The 15,433-nt window shown below is 36.5% G+C and carries 13 protein-coding genes; 4 read left to right on the plus strand and 9 right to left on the minus strand.

The features are described 5' to 3' along the window. Window positions 1-107 precede the first annotated feature (107 nt). Window positions 108-689: a nitroreductase family protein gene (locus L2586_RS00930; RefSeq protein ID WP_235290880.1), complete on the minus strand. Its 582-nt coding sequence runs from the start codon at window positions 687-689 to the stop codon at window positions 108-110. Between the two features lie 176 nt (window positions 690-865). On the opposite strand from L2586_RS00930, the gene L2586_RS00935 reads away from it, so the two are divergent. Next, a complete protein-coding gene (locus L2586_RS00935) occupies window positions 866-1,381 on the plus strand; it encodes a ferritin (RefSeq protein WP_235290881.1) in 516 nt (171 codons plus the stop codon). Between the two features lie 97 nt (window positions 1,382-1,478). On the opposite strand, the gene L2586_RS00940 is transcribed toward L2586_RS00935, so the two are convergent. The 3 genes from L2586_RS00940 to L2586_RS00950 are packed head-to-tail and all read right to left on the minus strand — an operon-like array spanning window position 1,479 to window position 3,429. After that, complete coding sequence (locus L2586_RS00940) at window positions 1,479-1,973, minus strand: hypothetical protein (RefSeq protein WP_235290882.1); 495 nt, start codon at window positions 1,971-1,973, stop codon at window positions 1,479-1,481. Window positions 1,974-1,975: 2 nt separating this feature from the next. Then, the gene (locus L2586_RS00945) at window positions 1,976-2,503 is read right to left on the minus strand and encodes an FMN-binding protein (protein WP_235290883.1); all 528 of its coding nucleotides are present in this window, start codon (window positions 2,501-2,503) and stop codon (window positions 1,976-1,978) included. Then, on the minus strand, window positions 2,503-3,429 hold the full coding sequence (locus L2586_RS00950) for a DUF6607 family protein (protein ID WP_235290884.1): 927 nt from the start codon (window positions 3,427-3,429) through the stop codon (window positions 2,503-2,505). The genes L2586_RS00945 and L2586_RS00950 overlap by 1 nt, the downstream gene beginning before the upstream one ends. Window positions 3,430-3,607: 178 nt before the next feature. Between L2586_RS00950 and L2586_RS00955 the strand changes: the two genes are divergently transcribed. From L2586_RS00955 to L2586_RS00965, 3 genes are all read left to right on the plus strand, one after another. After that, a complete protein-coding gene (locus L2586_RS00955) occupies window positions 3,608-4,855 on the plus strand; it encodes a T9SS type A sorting domain-containing protein (protein WP_235290885.1) in 1,248 nt (415 codons plus the stop codon). A gap of 76 nt (window positions 4,856-4,931) precedes the next feature. Next, complete coding sequence (locus tag L2586_RS00960) at window positions 4,932-5,237, plus strand: DUF6686 family protein (protein ID WP_235290886.1); 306 nt, start codon at window positions 4,932-4,934, stop codon at window positions 5,235-5,237. Further along, window positions 5,230-7,248 carry a TonB-dependent receptor plug domain-containing protein gene (locus L2586_RS00965; RefSeq protein WP_235290887.1) on the plus strand — a complete coding sequence of 673 codons (2,019 nt, stop codon included), beginning with the start codon at window positions 5,230-5,232 and terminating at the stop codon, window positions 7,246-7,248. The genes L2586_RS00960 and L2586_RS00965 overlap by 8 nt, the downstream gene beginning before the upstream one ends. 62 nt (window positions 7,249-7,310) lie before the next feature. Here the strand turns inward: L2586_RS00965 and L2586_RS00970 are convergent, their stop codons facing one another. The 5 genes from L2586_RS00970 to L2586_RS00990 all read right to left on the minus strand — a co-directional run bounded on the left by L2586_RS00970 (window position 7,311) and on the right by L2586_RS00990 (window position 15,429). Continuing rightward, a complete protein-coding gene (locus L2586_RS00970) occupies window positions 7,311-8,393 on the minus strand; it encodes a lectin-like domain-containing protein (RefSeq protein WP_235290888.1) in 1,083 nt (360 codons plus the stop codon). A 331-nt stretch (window positions 8,394-8,724) separates the two neighbouring features. Then, window positions 8,725-9,492 carry a hypothetical protein gene (locus tag L2586_RS00975; RefSeq protein WP_235290889.1) on the minus strand — a complete coding sequence of 256 codons (768 nt, stop codon included), beginning with the start codon at window positions 9,490-9,492 and terminating at the stop codon, window positions 8,725-8,727. 235 nt (window positions 9,493-9,727) lie between these two features. Continuing rightward, window positions 9,728-10,084, minus strand: a complete 357-nt coding sequence (locus L2586_RS00980; RefSeq protein ID WP_235290890.1) for a SpoIIAA family protein — start codon at window positions 10,082-10,084, stop codon at window positions 9,728-9,730. A 682-nt stretch (window positions 10,085-10,766) separates the two neighbouring features. After that, window positions 10,767-12,200, minus strand: coding sequence for a SusD/RagB family nutrient-binding outer membrane lipoprotein (locus L2586_RS00985; RefSeq protein ID WP_235290891.1), 1,434 nt, complete (start codon window positions 12,198-12,200; stop codon window positions 10,767-10,769). A gap of 10 nt (window positions 12,201-12,210) precedes the next feature. After that, on the minus strand, window positions 12,211-15,429 hold the full coding sequence (locus L2586_RS00990) for a SusC/RagA family TonB-linked outer membrane protein (RefSeq protein WP_235290892.1): 3,219 nt from the start codon (window positions 15,427-15,429) through the stop codon (window positions 12,211-12,213). Window positions 15,430-15,433 lie beyond the last annotated feature (4 nt).

Here is a 15,433-nt window from a genome sequence, read left to right on the forward strand (position 1 = left end):
GTTAAAAAATATGTTCTTTATTTAAGAACATGAGTTGAATAAAATTGTACTTCTATATCAACTCTTGTACTAATCATACCTTAATAAGAATGAAATTGTTCGATTTATTATAGATTAAATGTTCCTTCGTTCACAATTTTCGACAACGAAATTCTTTGTCTTTCGGCTACTTCTGCTTTTTGTAGTTCTTCAGGTAATTTCTGAACATCGCCTCCATAATATCCAATGGCAATTGCAGTAGTTACATGAAAATCTTCTGGAATATTATAGACTTCATGTGCTTTTCTCCAGTTCACTCCAGCCATTTGATGAACAGCAATGCCCATGCTTTGTGCTTGTAATGAAAGATTTGATACTGCTAATCCTAAATCATGTAAAGCGTGAAAATTTTCTTTCCCATTATCAAATGTCTTTTTGTAAGCGGTCAATACTAGGATAGGTGCATTCGCAACCCAAGATTGGTTAAATTCAGCGAGACAGCTAAAAGCCTTGTCATATGCTTCTGTGCCTTTTAATGTGTACATGAATCGCCAAGGTTGTCCGTTGTTTGAGCTTGGTGCCCATCTTGCTGCTTCGAATAAAGTTTCGATTTGGGTTAGAGTGATTTCTTTGTCGCTAAATACTCTGGGGCTCCATCGATTAGCGATGTCTTTCGAGAGTTCGTACTTTGAATTTGCAGTTTTGCTCATATAATTGTTTTTTGATGATATAATCCTACTTTGAATACAGCAATAAGCTATGATTTGTTTTGTTTACAAGGTGATTTTCTAATCATAAGTTTCTAATATAATAAGAATTGGTTATAGATTTTCTCTTGATTTCAAAGTTGTAAATGTATATTTGGTGGTTAATAAAACTGCGAAATATGTTATCAAAAAGAATTCAAGAAGCATTAAATAAACAAATTAAAATAGAAGCTGAATCTTCTCAAGTTTATCTTGCCATGGCATCATGGGCTGAGATTCAACCTGGAATAGATAATGTTACCTCTTTTTTCTATCAACACAGTGATGAAGAAAGACAGCATATGCTTAAGTTAATTCATTTTGTAAATGAGCGAGGTGGATTTGCAGCAGTACCTGCTTTGCCTCAGCCGCCGTTGACATTCCCATCGATCAAGCACGCATTTGCTGCGTTACTAAAGCACGAAGAGTTTGTGTCACAAAGTATAAACGATGTGATTGATATAGCCTTAGAAGAAAAGGATTACGCAACTCATAATTTCTTACAATGGTATGTTTCCGAGCAGATAGAAGAGGAAGCTTTAGCGCGGTCGCTGAATGATAAGTTAGAATTGATCGGAGATGATAAAGGAGGAATGTATTTATTTGATAGAGATATACTGATGTTATCTAGTAACGTCGAAAGCAAAAAAGCTTAAGCGCATAGAGAACATTTCTTAGGGCAATTCTTACAATTAGATTTGCCCTTTTTTTTGTATTTTTTACAACATTTTTTCTTACAGCATTTCGTTTTGCTCACTTGATAAATGTTTTTAAAAACATTGAATAATATACCGTTAAAATGCTAACGATGAAGCTAGCAGTCATAAGCCCTCCACTAAGCATCACAATATAAGTCATCCACTCGACTTCATTCCAAATTAGGAAAATTCCTCCGAATGTTAATAAAACAGATATTAACGGTTCTACCATTAAAAAAGTTTTTAAGGTAGGATGAATATTACAAGTGTAAACGAGTAGCGCAAGGATGAAAAAGATGACAGACATGCTTAAGATATGCGTATGTATGATATTCAGCATTTCATGTTTGCTTTTCTTGAATTTCATTTCTTCAGCTTCCTCATTGTTTTCATTGCCATTGTAATTTTCTATGATTCCCGTTGCATTACTTGAAGTGGTTTCATTGACAAAGAATAAAGCAGAAAAGTATCCAACTGACAGGACTACCAAGAAAACTGAAATGAGCATTTTCAGAGGCATCGGAAATAATGTATTATCCTTTATTTCCATGATTAAATGTTACCTTCTTGGTGAAGCTTATCTATTGATTCTAACAAATGATTTACAGCAGTAGTCATTCCTTTTACAGAGATGGTAGCGCCGGTAATTCCATCGACATCTTCTCCTAATTTAGGTCTATCGCTGAGGTCCATTCCGAAAAATTGTGATAACCATCGTTTAGCACCTATTTGCTTTCCATGAGTTTCCCTATAGATAAGCACTTTCGCATTGATGATTTTATATGCTGGATCAAATATCACCGCATAATCAAATACGTTTTTCATGCTAGGCGCTTGATTCACGTAAAGATAACCTAGAAGCTTCTCTTCGGAATTCACTTCGAAAAGGCTGTTTTTCAGTTCTGCGCTGGTCTGGTTTTCGGCATCGTCCGAGATTTCTATGCCTTTTAATTCATATGATGTCGTTTCGAAAGTTAGCTCTACGGTTTTTTCAACCTTAGCGGTCAATTTTGCAGGCCAGGCTTTTTGAAAACCCGATAACATCATAAGTAAAAAGCCTAATACTAAAAGTTGTCTCATTATTTTGTTTTAACAAGGTACTGATCGATTAACTCACCTACTTCCTTCTTATCCCATGTTTTTCTGGAATAGAATAAATGCTCGAATAATTTCTTGTCATCCACTTCAGCATTCAGTTTAATATCTTGTTTTTCAGATAGTACATCATTCCATTTATCTCTTACACCAACCCACATTGCTTTATTATCCTTCCACCATTTACTTGCTGAATCACAATCATTATCTGGTCTTTTCTTGTAGGTGTTATAACCTTTTTCTTGAACCAATAACACATCTTCTTTGCCATCTTCTCTGATGATTTTATCATTGTCTTGTTCATGTAGCCAGCCGTAATCCGTAATCTGAACTCTATTTCCTCTCTTCATGACGTTGTAATCACTTCTCTTAGAATATTCTCTTCTAGGAAGGGGAGAATCTGCCTTATTATACCAGGAGGAAATTCCATCTGCATGAACCCAAGTTGCAATTCCTGCATATCGTGGACTATCATCTACTTGATAGACATTCTGAGTCCAAGTACCTTTGACCTCTTTGTTTTTCAGTTTATTAAAAGACCATTGGTTATCCTTGTCATATGTATAGATCTCATTGTTTTCATAGATCCAATCTTGCCTCCAGTGCTTAATAATCATTGAATCATTGATAATCAAAAGGTGTTGAATCACAATTTTGTCATCAGTTTCTTCGATTAATTCTGCCCACTCGAAAGCTGCGGATGTATAATCATATGCTTGTTCATAGTCAACTTCAGGAGCGAATGTTTCGGTGTATTTGAATTCTACATCGTAGCAACCTAACATAGCTTTTATGGCTGCTTTGTCTTGAGCTTTTTGATTTGATTGGGCATTTAATGAAACACTAAAAGAGAACACAAGTAGTAGAAGTGAAGCAAATCTTTTAATGTTGGTTACCTGGTTGAGATTCATCGTCTGATTGATTAATAAGTTGTATAATAGTTTGACATTCAGAGTGTAAGGACTTTCTTCTCTGTCATCAAATTGTAAAATATGCTCAAATATAAGAATAAATATTTCTTTATTAAGAATAAGTCTAAATAAAAATAATAGGTTTGCTCAAAATTATTTTACCATAAAAGACAACATTATGATTTTCAGAATTTTACATTTTTTATTATTATTTATTGGATTCTCAATTGGGCTAGTCAATGGTCAGATTGATCAAGTTTCTGTCGGTGAGGGATATTCTAATCAGGCATACTATTCTTTATCCACAGGAGAAGTTACCGTATTAAGTAATGAAGCTTGGGATATTGCTTTCACGAATCAAGGAGGTACAGATGCGGGAATACTAATTAATGAGTCGTCGACATCTGGTTCGGAAGCTATAGGATTATTTTTAACAGCGGAAACAGATTGGAATGTTGAGATTGTAGATGAAGGACAATTTCCTGATTCTATTAAAATATATAACTCAGAACAGAATTGGTCGGAAGGTGCATTTAACAGTGTAAAAGACACGAGTAGCGTTTTGGATTTCGGCTGGGGGCTATATAATCCATCGAATCATGTTATTGAAGGCAATAGAATTTTTGTAATCAAAAAGCGAGATGGAGTTTTATTGAAATTTCAAGTTGAGAGCCTTAGTTCAGGGACATATACGTTCAAGTATGCTCATCTAGATGGATCTAATGAGCAAGTTAAGACAGTTTCAAAGAACAGTGAATTAGATAACTCACTAATATTATTTTCTCTAAATACAGGCGAAACGTTAGATATGCCGACTGATTTCGATTTAATTTTCCAACGATATACAACAGACCTTGATGCTGGAGATGGAACGATTATTCCTTATACTGTGACTGGAGTGTTAAGTGGTCCAGGAGTAGAAGTAGCAAAAGCAGAAGGTGTAGATCCTGAAAATGTATTAGAAGCGGATTATGCAGACCAATATTCTAATAGTTTGACCGCAATAGGACACGATTGGAAGGGTTTTGACTTTGCTCTTGGTTGGGTCATTCCTGATGATCGGGCATACTTTGTGAAAAACAGCAAAGGTGAAAAGTACAAAATTGTTTTTTACGACTTTGAAGGTTCTTCCACTGGAACAACAACACTTGAAAAAACAGTTTTGTTAAGCTCAGCTATTTCAACTATAGATAATTCTAACATTGACATAAAGGTATATCCTAACCCATTCACACACTCAGTAATTGTATCAACTGGAAGCGATAATGATGCTGAAGTTCAGTTGTACGATATTGAAGGAAAACTATTATTGTCGAAAAACTTTAATCGGCAGATCAAGCTAGAAACGGAAAATTTGATTAGTGGCCAGTATTTATTAAAAATCAGTCAAGATGATCATTTTATTACTAAGCAAATAATCAAATAAATAAGTTCCTGTAGTGCATTGGCTTTCAAGTCAGTGCACTACTATTTAGTGGAGAATTAAGAGAAAATCTCAGCATATGTGCAATCATCAAGAAATTTGTAATTCTAATAGTGGGTCGGTAAGCATTTCTGATTGCTGTGAAACCTATCGAATCATGTTTAACAATATTGTTTTATTCCAGAATAGCATAAATTTTCATTGCTTTTATGAAAATGGCCAAGAATGCTATCATTCTGTAAAGAATGATCGTGAAAAAAACAAGCGAGATATTGTTTTCACGACCGTTATTGAAAATATCAAGCTGGCATTTTCAGTAAATGAAATTCGTGAATTATGGTATTTGTTAGAATCGGCTCATCTAGAATCTAAGAATTATGTATAGATTACTCGCATTTTTGATTTGCCTAACAATTTTTAGTAAGTTATTAGGACAAGAAGAGTCAGAGAACTTGGATACGATAGCTTTCAGTGTTGAAATGGAGGATTTTGTTGTTACTGGCCAATATAGACCGACCCATTACAAGAAGGTTGTGCACAATATCGACATCATTGATAATAATGCCATTCTAAAAAGAGGAGCGTTAAGTTTAGAAAGTGCAATAAGTATTTCTCCCGCTATCCGATTATATGAGGATCCAATATTGGGAACAACTATAAGAATGCGAGGAATTAGTTCAAGTAATGTAGCCATATTAATAGACGGCGTTCCAGTTATAGGTAGGCAAAATGGGAGTATCGATTTATCTCAAATTGCGATGCAGAATGTGGACAGAATAGAAGTGGTGGAAGGACCTCTCTCCAATATTTATGGGAGTAATGCCGCTGGAGGAGTGATCAATATCATCACCAAAAAGTCTCAGTTGAATACTTTTGCCCTGAGTGTAGAGTCTCAATTAGAATCTATCGGAATTCAAAATCATATTGCAAATGTAGGTTACAAAGTAGGTAAGTTGAATTTGAAAGCATTTGGTCGATTTTATAAGTATGACCAATTTCCAAGTGATAGTTTGAGGTTATATGATGAAGGCGTGCCGAGATACCCATTTAATCCTAAAGTACAAAATGGGTATGGAGGATTAGTCAGATATGATTTTAATGAAGAGCACAACTTAGTATTCAAGTATAACGGAAATAATGAACATGTAGAAGACCTTGGAAGTATTAAGAGGCCTAAATTTAATCCATATGCTAATGATTTATTCTACCATACGAATAGGAACGACTTTTCCGCAATTTATAAGGGAAGGGTTAATTCAAAGTTTTTTATTGACGGTACTGCAGCATATAATTTGTATGATCGGGTAAAAGAAGATACTCGGTATTACTTAGAAACTCAGGATTTCGATCATGAGTTTAAATCTGCTGATACCACCCTTTTTAGGACCTACTTTTCTAGATTGAATACCGCATATATTATAGATGATAATTGGTCATTAATGAGTGGGTTTAATTACAATCATGAATCTGGTGCTGGGGATAGAATTGTATCGGAGAATAAACGAGATAGTACTACCGCAATTTCTCAAGAAGCTGCTATATACTCAGAGATAACTTGGAAAGCAATTGACGATTTTCAATTGGTATTATCTGGAAGATGGACGATTCATAGCCTCTATAAAAACAGAGTAACACCTAGTCTTCAGTGGAAATACGATATTAGTAAGAGGTGGGCTATTAAAGGTGGCTATGCCCAAGGGTATAGAAGTCCTTCTTTGAAAGAACTATACCTGGAATTCATTGATATTAATCATAACATCGTGGGAAATACCTCACTTGAACCGGAAATCTCTCATGATATTCAGAATACTCTTCATTATAATTCCGAAAATGGATGGAATGGGGGCATAAACGTTTATTTCACACAGATAAATAATAGGATTAATTTGACAGAGACTGAAACCCTAAAATTCATTTACGATAATATAGATCAATATAAAGTATTTGGAATTCAGCCTAAAATCTCCTATGAAACTGAAAAAATTACCGTTCAATCAGCTGCAAGTTTAGGATCATGGGCAACTAATATTGAGCAGAATGACGCTCCGAAGTATGGAAATGTGGTTGATATGAACAACTCCATTTCATACGAAATTCCAAAAGCAAAGGTTGGATTATTGTTAAATCATAGGCTTGTTGGTGGCCAACCCATTTATAGATTAGAAGAAGAGGAGGTGTCTGTTAGTCGCATAGCTTCTTACAATATGATGGACATTACGATGAATCGATCTTTTTATAAAAATAGGATTTTGATTGTCGGCGGGGTGAAAAATTTGCTAAATGTTCAGAGAACGGATATCACAAGTGGTACGAGTACTGGAGCACATACATCATCAGGATCTAATGCAATAAGTCAAGGAAGATCTTGGTTCGTAAAACTTAGATTGTCTATGTAAATGTTAGTGATTTGGATAAAAGCTAGGTTAATGTCTAGATTAGAAAGATATAAGTGGTGATTTTAAACTTTAATAACTTTCATGATAACTTCTACACGGCGATTATTTTTCCGACCTTGTTCCGTTTCATTGTCGTCGATCGGATTCACTTCTCCATTTCCGTAATAGATTAGTTTTTCTTTTGCAAAACCTTTAGAAATCATATAATTAGCGATGGCTTCAGCGCGTTGCGTGCTTATTCTTAGATTGCTACTTTCTTCGCCAGAAGAGTCTGTGAAACTATTCAGAATGATGGTGTGATCTGGAAAGTCTTGATGAAAACGCATCAGTTTGTCTAATGTAGGTCTTGCAGAATAGGGAAGGTCGGCGCTGCCTGCTTCGAATTCTAATTCAGGGAGTGTATAAACTTCACCTGCAGCTAATGCTTCTCGATCTTCGTCAGTTAATGTTTCATTAGGTGTAAATTCTAACTTTTTAATTTTAACTAAATGCTTATTTCGCCTAAGTCCAGTTGCAGAACCAAAGCCCCAGAAAACATTAGAATTCCCATCGAAAATCAAATTTACAAGATCAATTTCTCTTCTTATTCTTACTACTCCATTGAATTCGAATGTGAATATTTGCGAAGCTGGATTCCAATCAAACTTGACATTATAAAAGGTACAATTTTCTACATTCCCTTTATTCGGATGGAGCGGAATAGGTTCTGTAAGGCCTAGTTTATGGTGTGAAGCGCCATTTGCCATCAAAGCAACATGATCGAAGTGCGCATCAGCAAGATGAAAATTCTGGTAAGTATCCATTTCTACGCCGAATGAAGGATTAAGTCCACCGACTCCCATTCCTTCTCCGGTAGAGCCAGTCGACCATTCAGGGTGTAGAATAAAGGTGATGCCATCTGCTCCTCCATCAGAACAACCGAAGAATATTTCTAATTCGATGTGAAAAGGTTCATTTAGGTCAATGTCGTCTTTATACCACATAGAGCCAGTTTGCTCAAGAAGATTATCTGTGATCATGATGGTCGTGTCGTCTCTAAAAGTAGCACTTCCATTTAAGTAGAAATCACTCATAGAATAGGGGATTTCTTGACCAAACATGGCAAGGAAAGAGAAGGAGAAAAGTAAGCTATATAATAATCTCATGAACACTAAAAATAAACCTAAATATTTACATTTGAAAATATCTGTGTGAATAGTAAGATAGATGCAGGAAATTGTGGTTTAGGTGTAAGCTGTAATTATTAATGTTATAAAAATAATGTGTTGAATCTTTTTGCGAGCTGAGTTTTGCTTTGTTTAATCTTTGCCCTCTGCGACTTTGCGAGAATCTTTTTTCTTGGCATTTCTTGAGAAGCACATGATGGTATCACCTCCAGCTGAGGCTACCATGTGATTCGGGATGCTCACCACAAAATTCATGGGCTATTTGAGGTGATGCTATGGCATTGCTATTGGAAGCAACTTGAATAAGAACTTATTTATTGATCAATGCGTAGCCTATTTTTCCAAATGTATGATATATTGGCATAATGCAGAGCGTATTGGCTTGGTTACAAATCATTGTTTCAGATGAAATTTCTTTCATCTTGGCCAAGTCTGCGAGCTTTCCTATTTTACTTTGATCACTTGAGAAAATTATCTTTTTAGATAAGTCAACAATTGAAATACTCCTATTCAGATCTGATTCAGCAAGAATTAAAATAATAGCTTCCTGATCATCTCTGCTTTTGTTTAACAAAAGATTCTTTCCAGCAATTGCCAATATCCTTGCTGAAGCGTCTATTTCTTTTTTTAGGTAGGATTCTTCAGCTATATTTTCTGAGCTTAATATCAGAGAATCAGATGTCGTTAATTCTCCTACTTTTACATTGTTTCCTTTGATACTTGAGGATTCTTCGCTTACTGATTCTATAGTTGGAACGGGAATTTGACTTTTAGAATCATTTACCTCATTTACAATGGTATCAATGATAGGTTGAGAAAAGTCCTTCATGGTATCGTCATCATAATCTGAATTAAATTTGTAACCACTAGTTTCCTTTTCTTCCGGCAACTCATATTCGGAGTCTTGGTCCTTGGCTGTTGCGTCTAAACTGACTTCTTTATTCGGGAAAGCAATAGATTTAATATCATCACCTAGACCTTTATAGTTTGTTATTAATAAGGCTATTATGCCAGATATTATTAGAAAAAATATAAAGACGATGATTCTAAATATTCTTTTAATGGGATTTTTTTTCATTGCTTATTGTTGAAATTTCTTCGTTATTTTTAAGTGTTTCTGTCCAATCTTAAGTAGATTGTTGAACCAATCATATTAACAAGAGTTTCGAGCAAAAGATTCTGAGAAGATACTAAACTTTATTTTTATATACCAGGATTTTCATTCCTTCACAATCTCTTGTTGCAGAACTGTTCTATAAAGATTAGCAAATGTTTTTATTGGCAAAGGGCCGTTCCCTAAGACTTAAAAGGAATTATGATTCTCCTAACCATTCCCAAGCAGCATCAAATTCGTCAAGGTCGAAGTATTTCTCATCAAATTTTGTGAAAACATTGTTTATTGCAATGAGGGGCTTCCACCATTTTTTCTCACCAACGAATGCTATTTTGTCTATTTTATTCCAATGTTTTATTCCTAGAATAAATTGTTCTAGTAAAGCATCAAAAGTCTCCCCTTTGGAGTTCAAGGAAATAAGGAGTTTTACCTTTCCGTATTTATCTTCCATCTCTTTTAAATCAGGTTCAATGCTAGCAATCTCTGCACCTATAATCGCCCAACTCAATTCATACACTAGGGTATCTGGTCGTAATGATTCTAATTTAGTTATCATTTTATAAATATGTTATGCTTTAAAAAGATAATAATTTCTTCTTTGCCTTCTTCCTACTTAAGTTCAGTCCAGCAACTATATCAAACTAAAAGAATACTTGATTAATTAGTTCAATATGGTGCTGTAGAAATAGGTAAAAGTAGGTACCATTTCGAATTGTTTTTCACTTTTATCTCAATCGCTTGAAATAACAATAATTACAAATTGAATGTATATACTATAAGCATACTTTTGTATTACTGTAAAATACTTGCATTTTGTCTAAAAGGTGCATTTATACAGATTTATTTATAAGCAGATTATATTCAAGTTAGAAAAGAATGGTCTTGTTTTAAACAAGTTCAATTAGCTCGGCGTCCTCTGCGATTTTGCGAGAATCTTTTTTCTTGACATTTCTTGAGAAGCACATGATGGTCTCACCTCCAGCTGAGGTTATCATGTGCTTCTTGATGCTCACCACAAAATTCATAGACTACTTGAGGTGATGCTACGAAATTGCTTATTTTCTATGTAAACTGCGACTTTGTGACAGGAACTAAATTAAGCTCGCCGATTGCTCCATTGCACTTCGAGCTCGACGATCTAGATTGTGGAATTGCCTCCGGCATCCGCAGCCCTCGGGTATGCCTCGGGTTCCTGACCTAAATTGCCTCTGGCAATTATCTGCTAGCTAGCGGATCGGTCAGTCATACCAGTTACTTGTATTTATATTATCACCACCGATGCGTGAAACTGCCTCCGTGTAATTCTTAGCATTCGTTGCTTGCTCAGATTCTGGATATAAGTAACGCAATGGATACCTGTCATTATTCAAATTATCTGGCCCTGGCGTTAAAACAGGAAACCCCGTTCTGCGAATATTGAACCACGCTTCATGGCCATTCGAAACCAAGCTAAACCATTTCTGCGTCATGATCTTTTCTAGATTCCCGTCACCAGCCAATGCTACACTTTCTTGATTCATATAATCTACTGGAACATCCAATCCCAAATAATTAAAGTGCGCTTTGATACCTTCCGTATAATACTGCTCCACATCTCCATCTATAAATCCCTTTTCCGCTGCTTCTGCTAATGCGAATTGCTGCTCAGCATACAACATAAATAATGCATCTACACCATTCGGAACATCTCTATATATAGAACCAAACAATGAAATTTCTGCAAGGTCAATATTGTTAGCACTAATCGTTTCCCGACTTTGGCCGTTCTGAAGTCCTGTATATTTCGGTTCCCCACTACTAGCACTCTTTTCGGAAGGCCTATAAATAACCTCCATTCTTGGGTCATTCCATGATTTCAGGATCGTTTCTACCGTTGTAGTCATTCGGTGCTCTTGGTATAATCCAAGTCCAACTTGTGACAATGGAAACTGATTCGGAGCGGTGTTCAAATATGGCAATACAGCGTTGTCGCCATTGGATTCCATTAATTTACCACTATTGACTAATGCTTTAAGATTGCTAAAATCAGAGATTCTTTTCGATATCCTCATGGTATATCTTACTTGCAAAGCATTCGCAAATCTTACCCATTTCTCTAAGTCTCCACTAAACATAACATCACCATTAATCGAAGCAGTTGTGCTACCAAGGGTCTCTGCCGATTGGTGAAGCACTGCAAGTATACCTGTATTCGGATCGGTATAAATAGATTCCTGTGTATCATATTTCGGCTGAGTAATTCCTTCTTTAGCCTTCAGTGCCTCCGAATAGGGAACATCGCCCCACAAATCAGTCAACTGTGAAAAAATGTAGGATTTCATAATATCTCCGACCGCGATGTACGCTTCATTCGTACCATTGACAGATTGCATCGAATTAATGTCGGTCAGTAATCCGAAGAGTATTTGCCAATATTCGCTATTCGTACCCATTTCATATCTGTCGATTCTTTCGAATTCTACACTAGCTGCAAATTGAGTGAGGTAGTTGGATAATCTGAATCCTTGTGTGTAAGTGTTTTCATTGGCAAGTACAGAAATAACATTGGCCAATAAAAATTGTGGATCAATGTTTTCTGTTGCATTCGGATTCTCATTAATCGTTTCGAAATCTTTCGTGCAAGCACTGAAAATCAAAACCGAACTGATGATTATTAATATATATTTCTTCATTTTTCTCTATTTAAAATTCACTTTTAAGACTGATTCCAAAACTCCTCGTGGAAGGATATGACATATCTTCTACTCCATAAGTAAAGTTCCGATCTTGGATTCCATTTAGCTCAGGATCAACATGTGGATTTTCTGTAAATAATAATAAGTTACTTCCCACGATACCTAGTTTTAAACCTTGAAAACCTATCGTTTTCGTGACATTATCTGAAAAGGTATAGTATATCCCAACTTGCCTCAGCTTAACATACGAAGCATCATAAATCGAGCTTTCTTCATTCCCTCGATCATAAAAGTTGTTGTTGAATCTACTTGCGGAAACAGAGGTAGTATTCGGTACATAATTTGGATTTTCTTCTGTTCCAATGTTCATCACACCTTCACCAATTATGCCCTCTTCTCGACCTACTAAAGTCTCCTTTAAGATACCTGCCGTACTTCCAAGTGCTTTGGTTCTCGAAGCCAAAACTCCTCCTTGCCTCCAGTCCACTAAAACATTGACCATCAAATTTTTATAACTGAATTCATTCCCGAAACCTAAACTAAAATCCGGGTTGTAATTTCCCAATAGCCTTAAGTTACCGTCCTGAACCGGCAATCCATTCGCACCATAAAGTATTTTTCCATCGATTTTCACAAATCCAGTTCCGTACATATCACCAACTCGGCCTCCTTCCTTAGCAATGTAGAATATGGCATTCGATCCTCCACTTCCTCCGAAGAATTTTGCGTCTCCAGTAACAAACTGATCTACACCTTCTGGCAATTCTGTTACTTCACTTCGATAGGTTGAAAAATTCACCGAAGCATTCCAGTTAAATGTTTTAGAGCGAATAATCTTTCCACTAATCCTAGTTTCGAGTCCTTGGGTAGTGACCCTTCCGCCATTTTCGATAATATTACTAAAACCTGAAGCATTCGAAATGGGTCTCCCGATGATCTGATTAATACTTGAATTCTGATATACGGAAACTTCCGCTTGTAATCGGCTTCCGAAAAACCACAACTCTGCTCCTGCTTCTAATGCATTCAGCCTCTCTGGTTTTAAATTCGCATTCTTTAATACCGTTTCATTGGTCACTCTAAAAAATGAACCATAATTCTGATTAAATTGGAAGGTATTATTAAGCTGATAAGGATCGGTATCATTTCCTGCACTCGAAGCATTAAATCTTAATTTGGCAAATGAAATAGCTTCTGGAAGTTCAAACATATTCGAAAGCACATAGCTCATTCCTGCCGAATAATAGGCGAATGAATTGTTTTCTGAAGGAAGTGTACTACTCCAGTCATTCCGAACGGTCAGGTCCAAATACAATGATGACTGATAACTGATATTTCCTATTCCATATATAGAATTAATCCTCTTTGTGAAGATCTGTGAAGTCCCTTTTAGCGGGTTTCTTGAATTCGCCAAGGTATAAATTCCCGGAATCGAAAGTTGACTCGCTTCAGAATAGGCGTAGTCTATTTTTTGATCAAATCGATTCCCTCCTGCGGCCACTGAAAATCGGATATCGTCTGATATTTTGTCATTGTAAGAAAGCAATGCATCCGTGTTCATTTCGCGATAGGCAATTTTATCTTCTCTGAAACTACCGAATGGATTTCTGTTTGTACTAACCACCCGCTTGAAAGCTCTATCATCATTATAAGAATCCACACCCGTTCTGACTCTGAAGCTCAACTTATCCGTGATATCGTAAGTCAGTGCGCCATTTCCTAGCACCCGATTTTTGTTGAAACTATTGGTGTTTTCGTATAAGGTCAGATACGGATTCGTTAACCACAAGTAGTTGATGTCATAATGCTCTAAGCCTTCGTAACCTTTCTGCCAGTAATCTTTCATCGCTGCTATATCCGTCTGGCGGCCGGTCCAGTTAAATCCATAGACGACATTTTCATAACCGTATCCTAAGTTGGGACGATTGTTACTCCTAGAATTGATGTAATTAAGAAATCCATCGAATCTGAAATTCTGGGTCATCTTCTGATCTATTGCTATAGAAACACCATCCCTTTTTAGGTCAGTATTGGGAAGTATACCTTCATTTCGGAGGTTGTTATAAGCGACTCTTATACTTCCGTTTTCGCCACCATTACTTATTGCGAAACTGTTCTGTGTTGTAAGTCCTGTCTCGAAAAAGTCACGTACGTTGTTCGGTCGAGACACCCAAGGTGTTGCTTCGATCGGCGTATAAGTGCCATCAGGCCTTTTCCTTGATAAGACGTCACCTGCTCTGACTGGATTTCCATCTAGATCTACAGATGGACTATCGAACTGATTGATGAGTAATCCTGCATCTAATCTTGGTCCGTAGCTTGCGAGTCCACCATCATTGATTCCAGCACCTGTTCCGTTTTGAAATGAATATTCTCCATTAGAGCCACCACCATATTCGTTTTGGTAGTCGGGTAGGGTGAGGAGGGTTTCGAAAGTGATCGTATTATTAACAGAAATTCCGAGGCCCTTCTTTGGCTCACCTCTTTTAGTGGTGATAACGACAACACCATTTGCAGCACGAGAACCATATAAGGCTGCAGAACCAGCTCCTTTGAGAATAGAAATAGATTCAATATCATCTGGGCTAAATTCAGAGGCACCGTTCCCGAAATCAACCTCCTGAAGTGCTCCGTCATTCGTCAGATCACTGGTGATTAATTGGTTGCTAATCGGAACACCATCGACGACAAATAAAGGTTCGTTGCGACCGCTAATAGAATTCTCCCCTCTAATAATAATTCTCGAAGAAGATCCGACGCCTGATGATCCATTAGTGATCTGGACACCTGCGATATTTCCGGCAAGGCTATTGACCAGATTCGTTTGTGGTACCACTCTAAGCGTCGTTCCATCTATTTTGGAGACACCAGCGCTTAAGGCTTGCTTTTCCCGTTTAATTCCCAGGGCCGTGACCACGATTTCATCTAATTGTCCAGCAGCAGGCATCATTTCGATAAGTTCTGGAATATTACCATTGGTAACATACACCCTCTTCGTTTCGTATCCAAGGAAGGAAATGTCTAGTTGGAAATCTTGCGATTCGGTTTCTATAGTAAAAAGTCCTTCCAGGTCCGTGACAGTGTAGTTTTGTGTCCCGACTTCATTAATGGTGGCACCTATCATAGGAAGGTTTTCGGTATCCACAATTTTAGAAGTATAACTATTCGACTGACTAAATAATGAAGCCATGAATAATTGAAAAAGTAGAATGTAGAGCAATCTCATTTTT

Origin of the sequence: Portibacter lacus, from assembly GCF_021533215.1 — a bacterium.
GTDB lineage: Bacteria > Bacteroidota > Bacteroidia > Chitinophagales > Saprospiraceae > Portibacter > Portibacter lacus.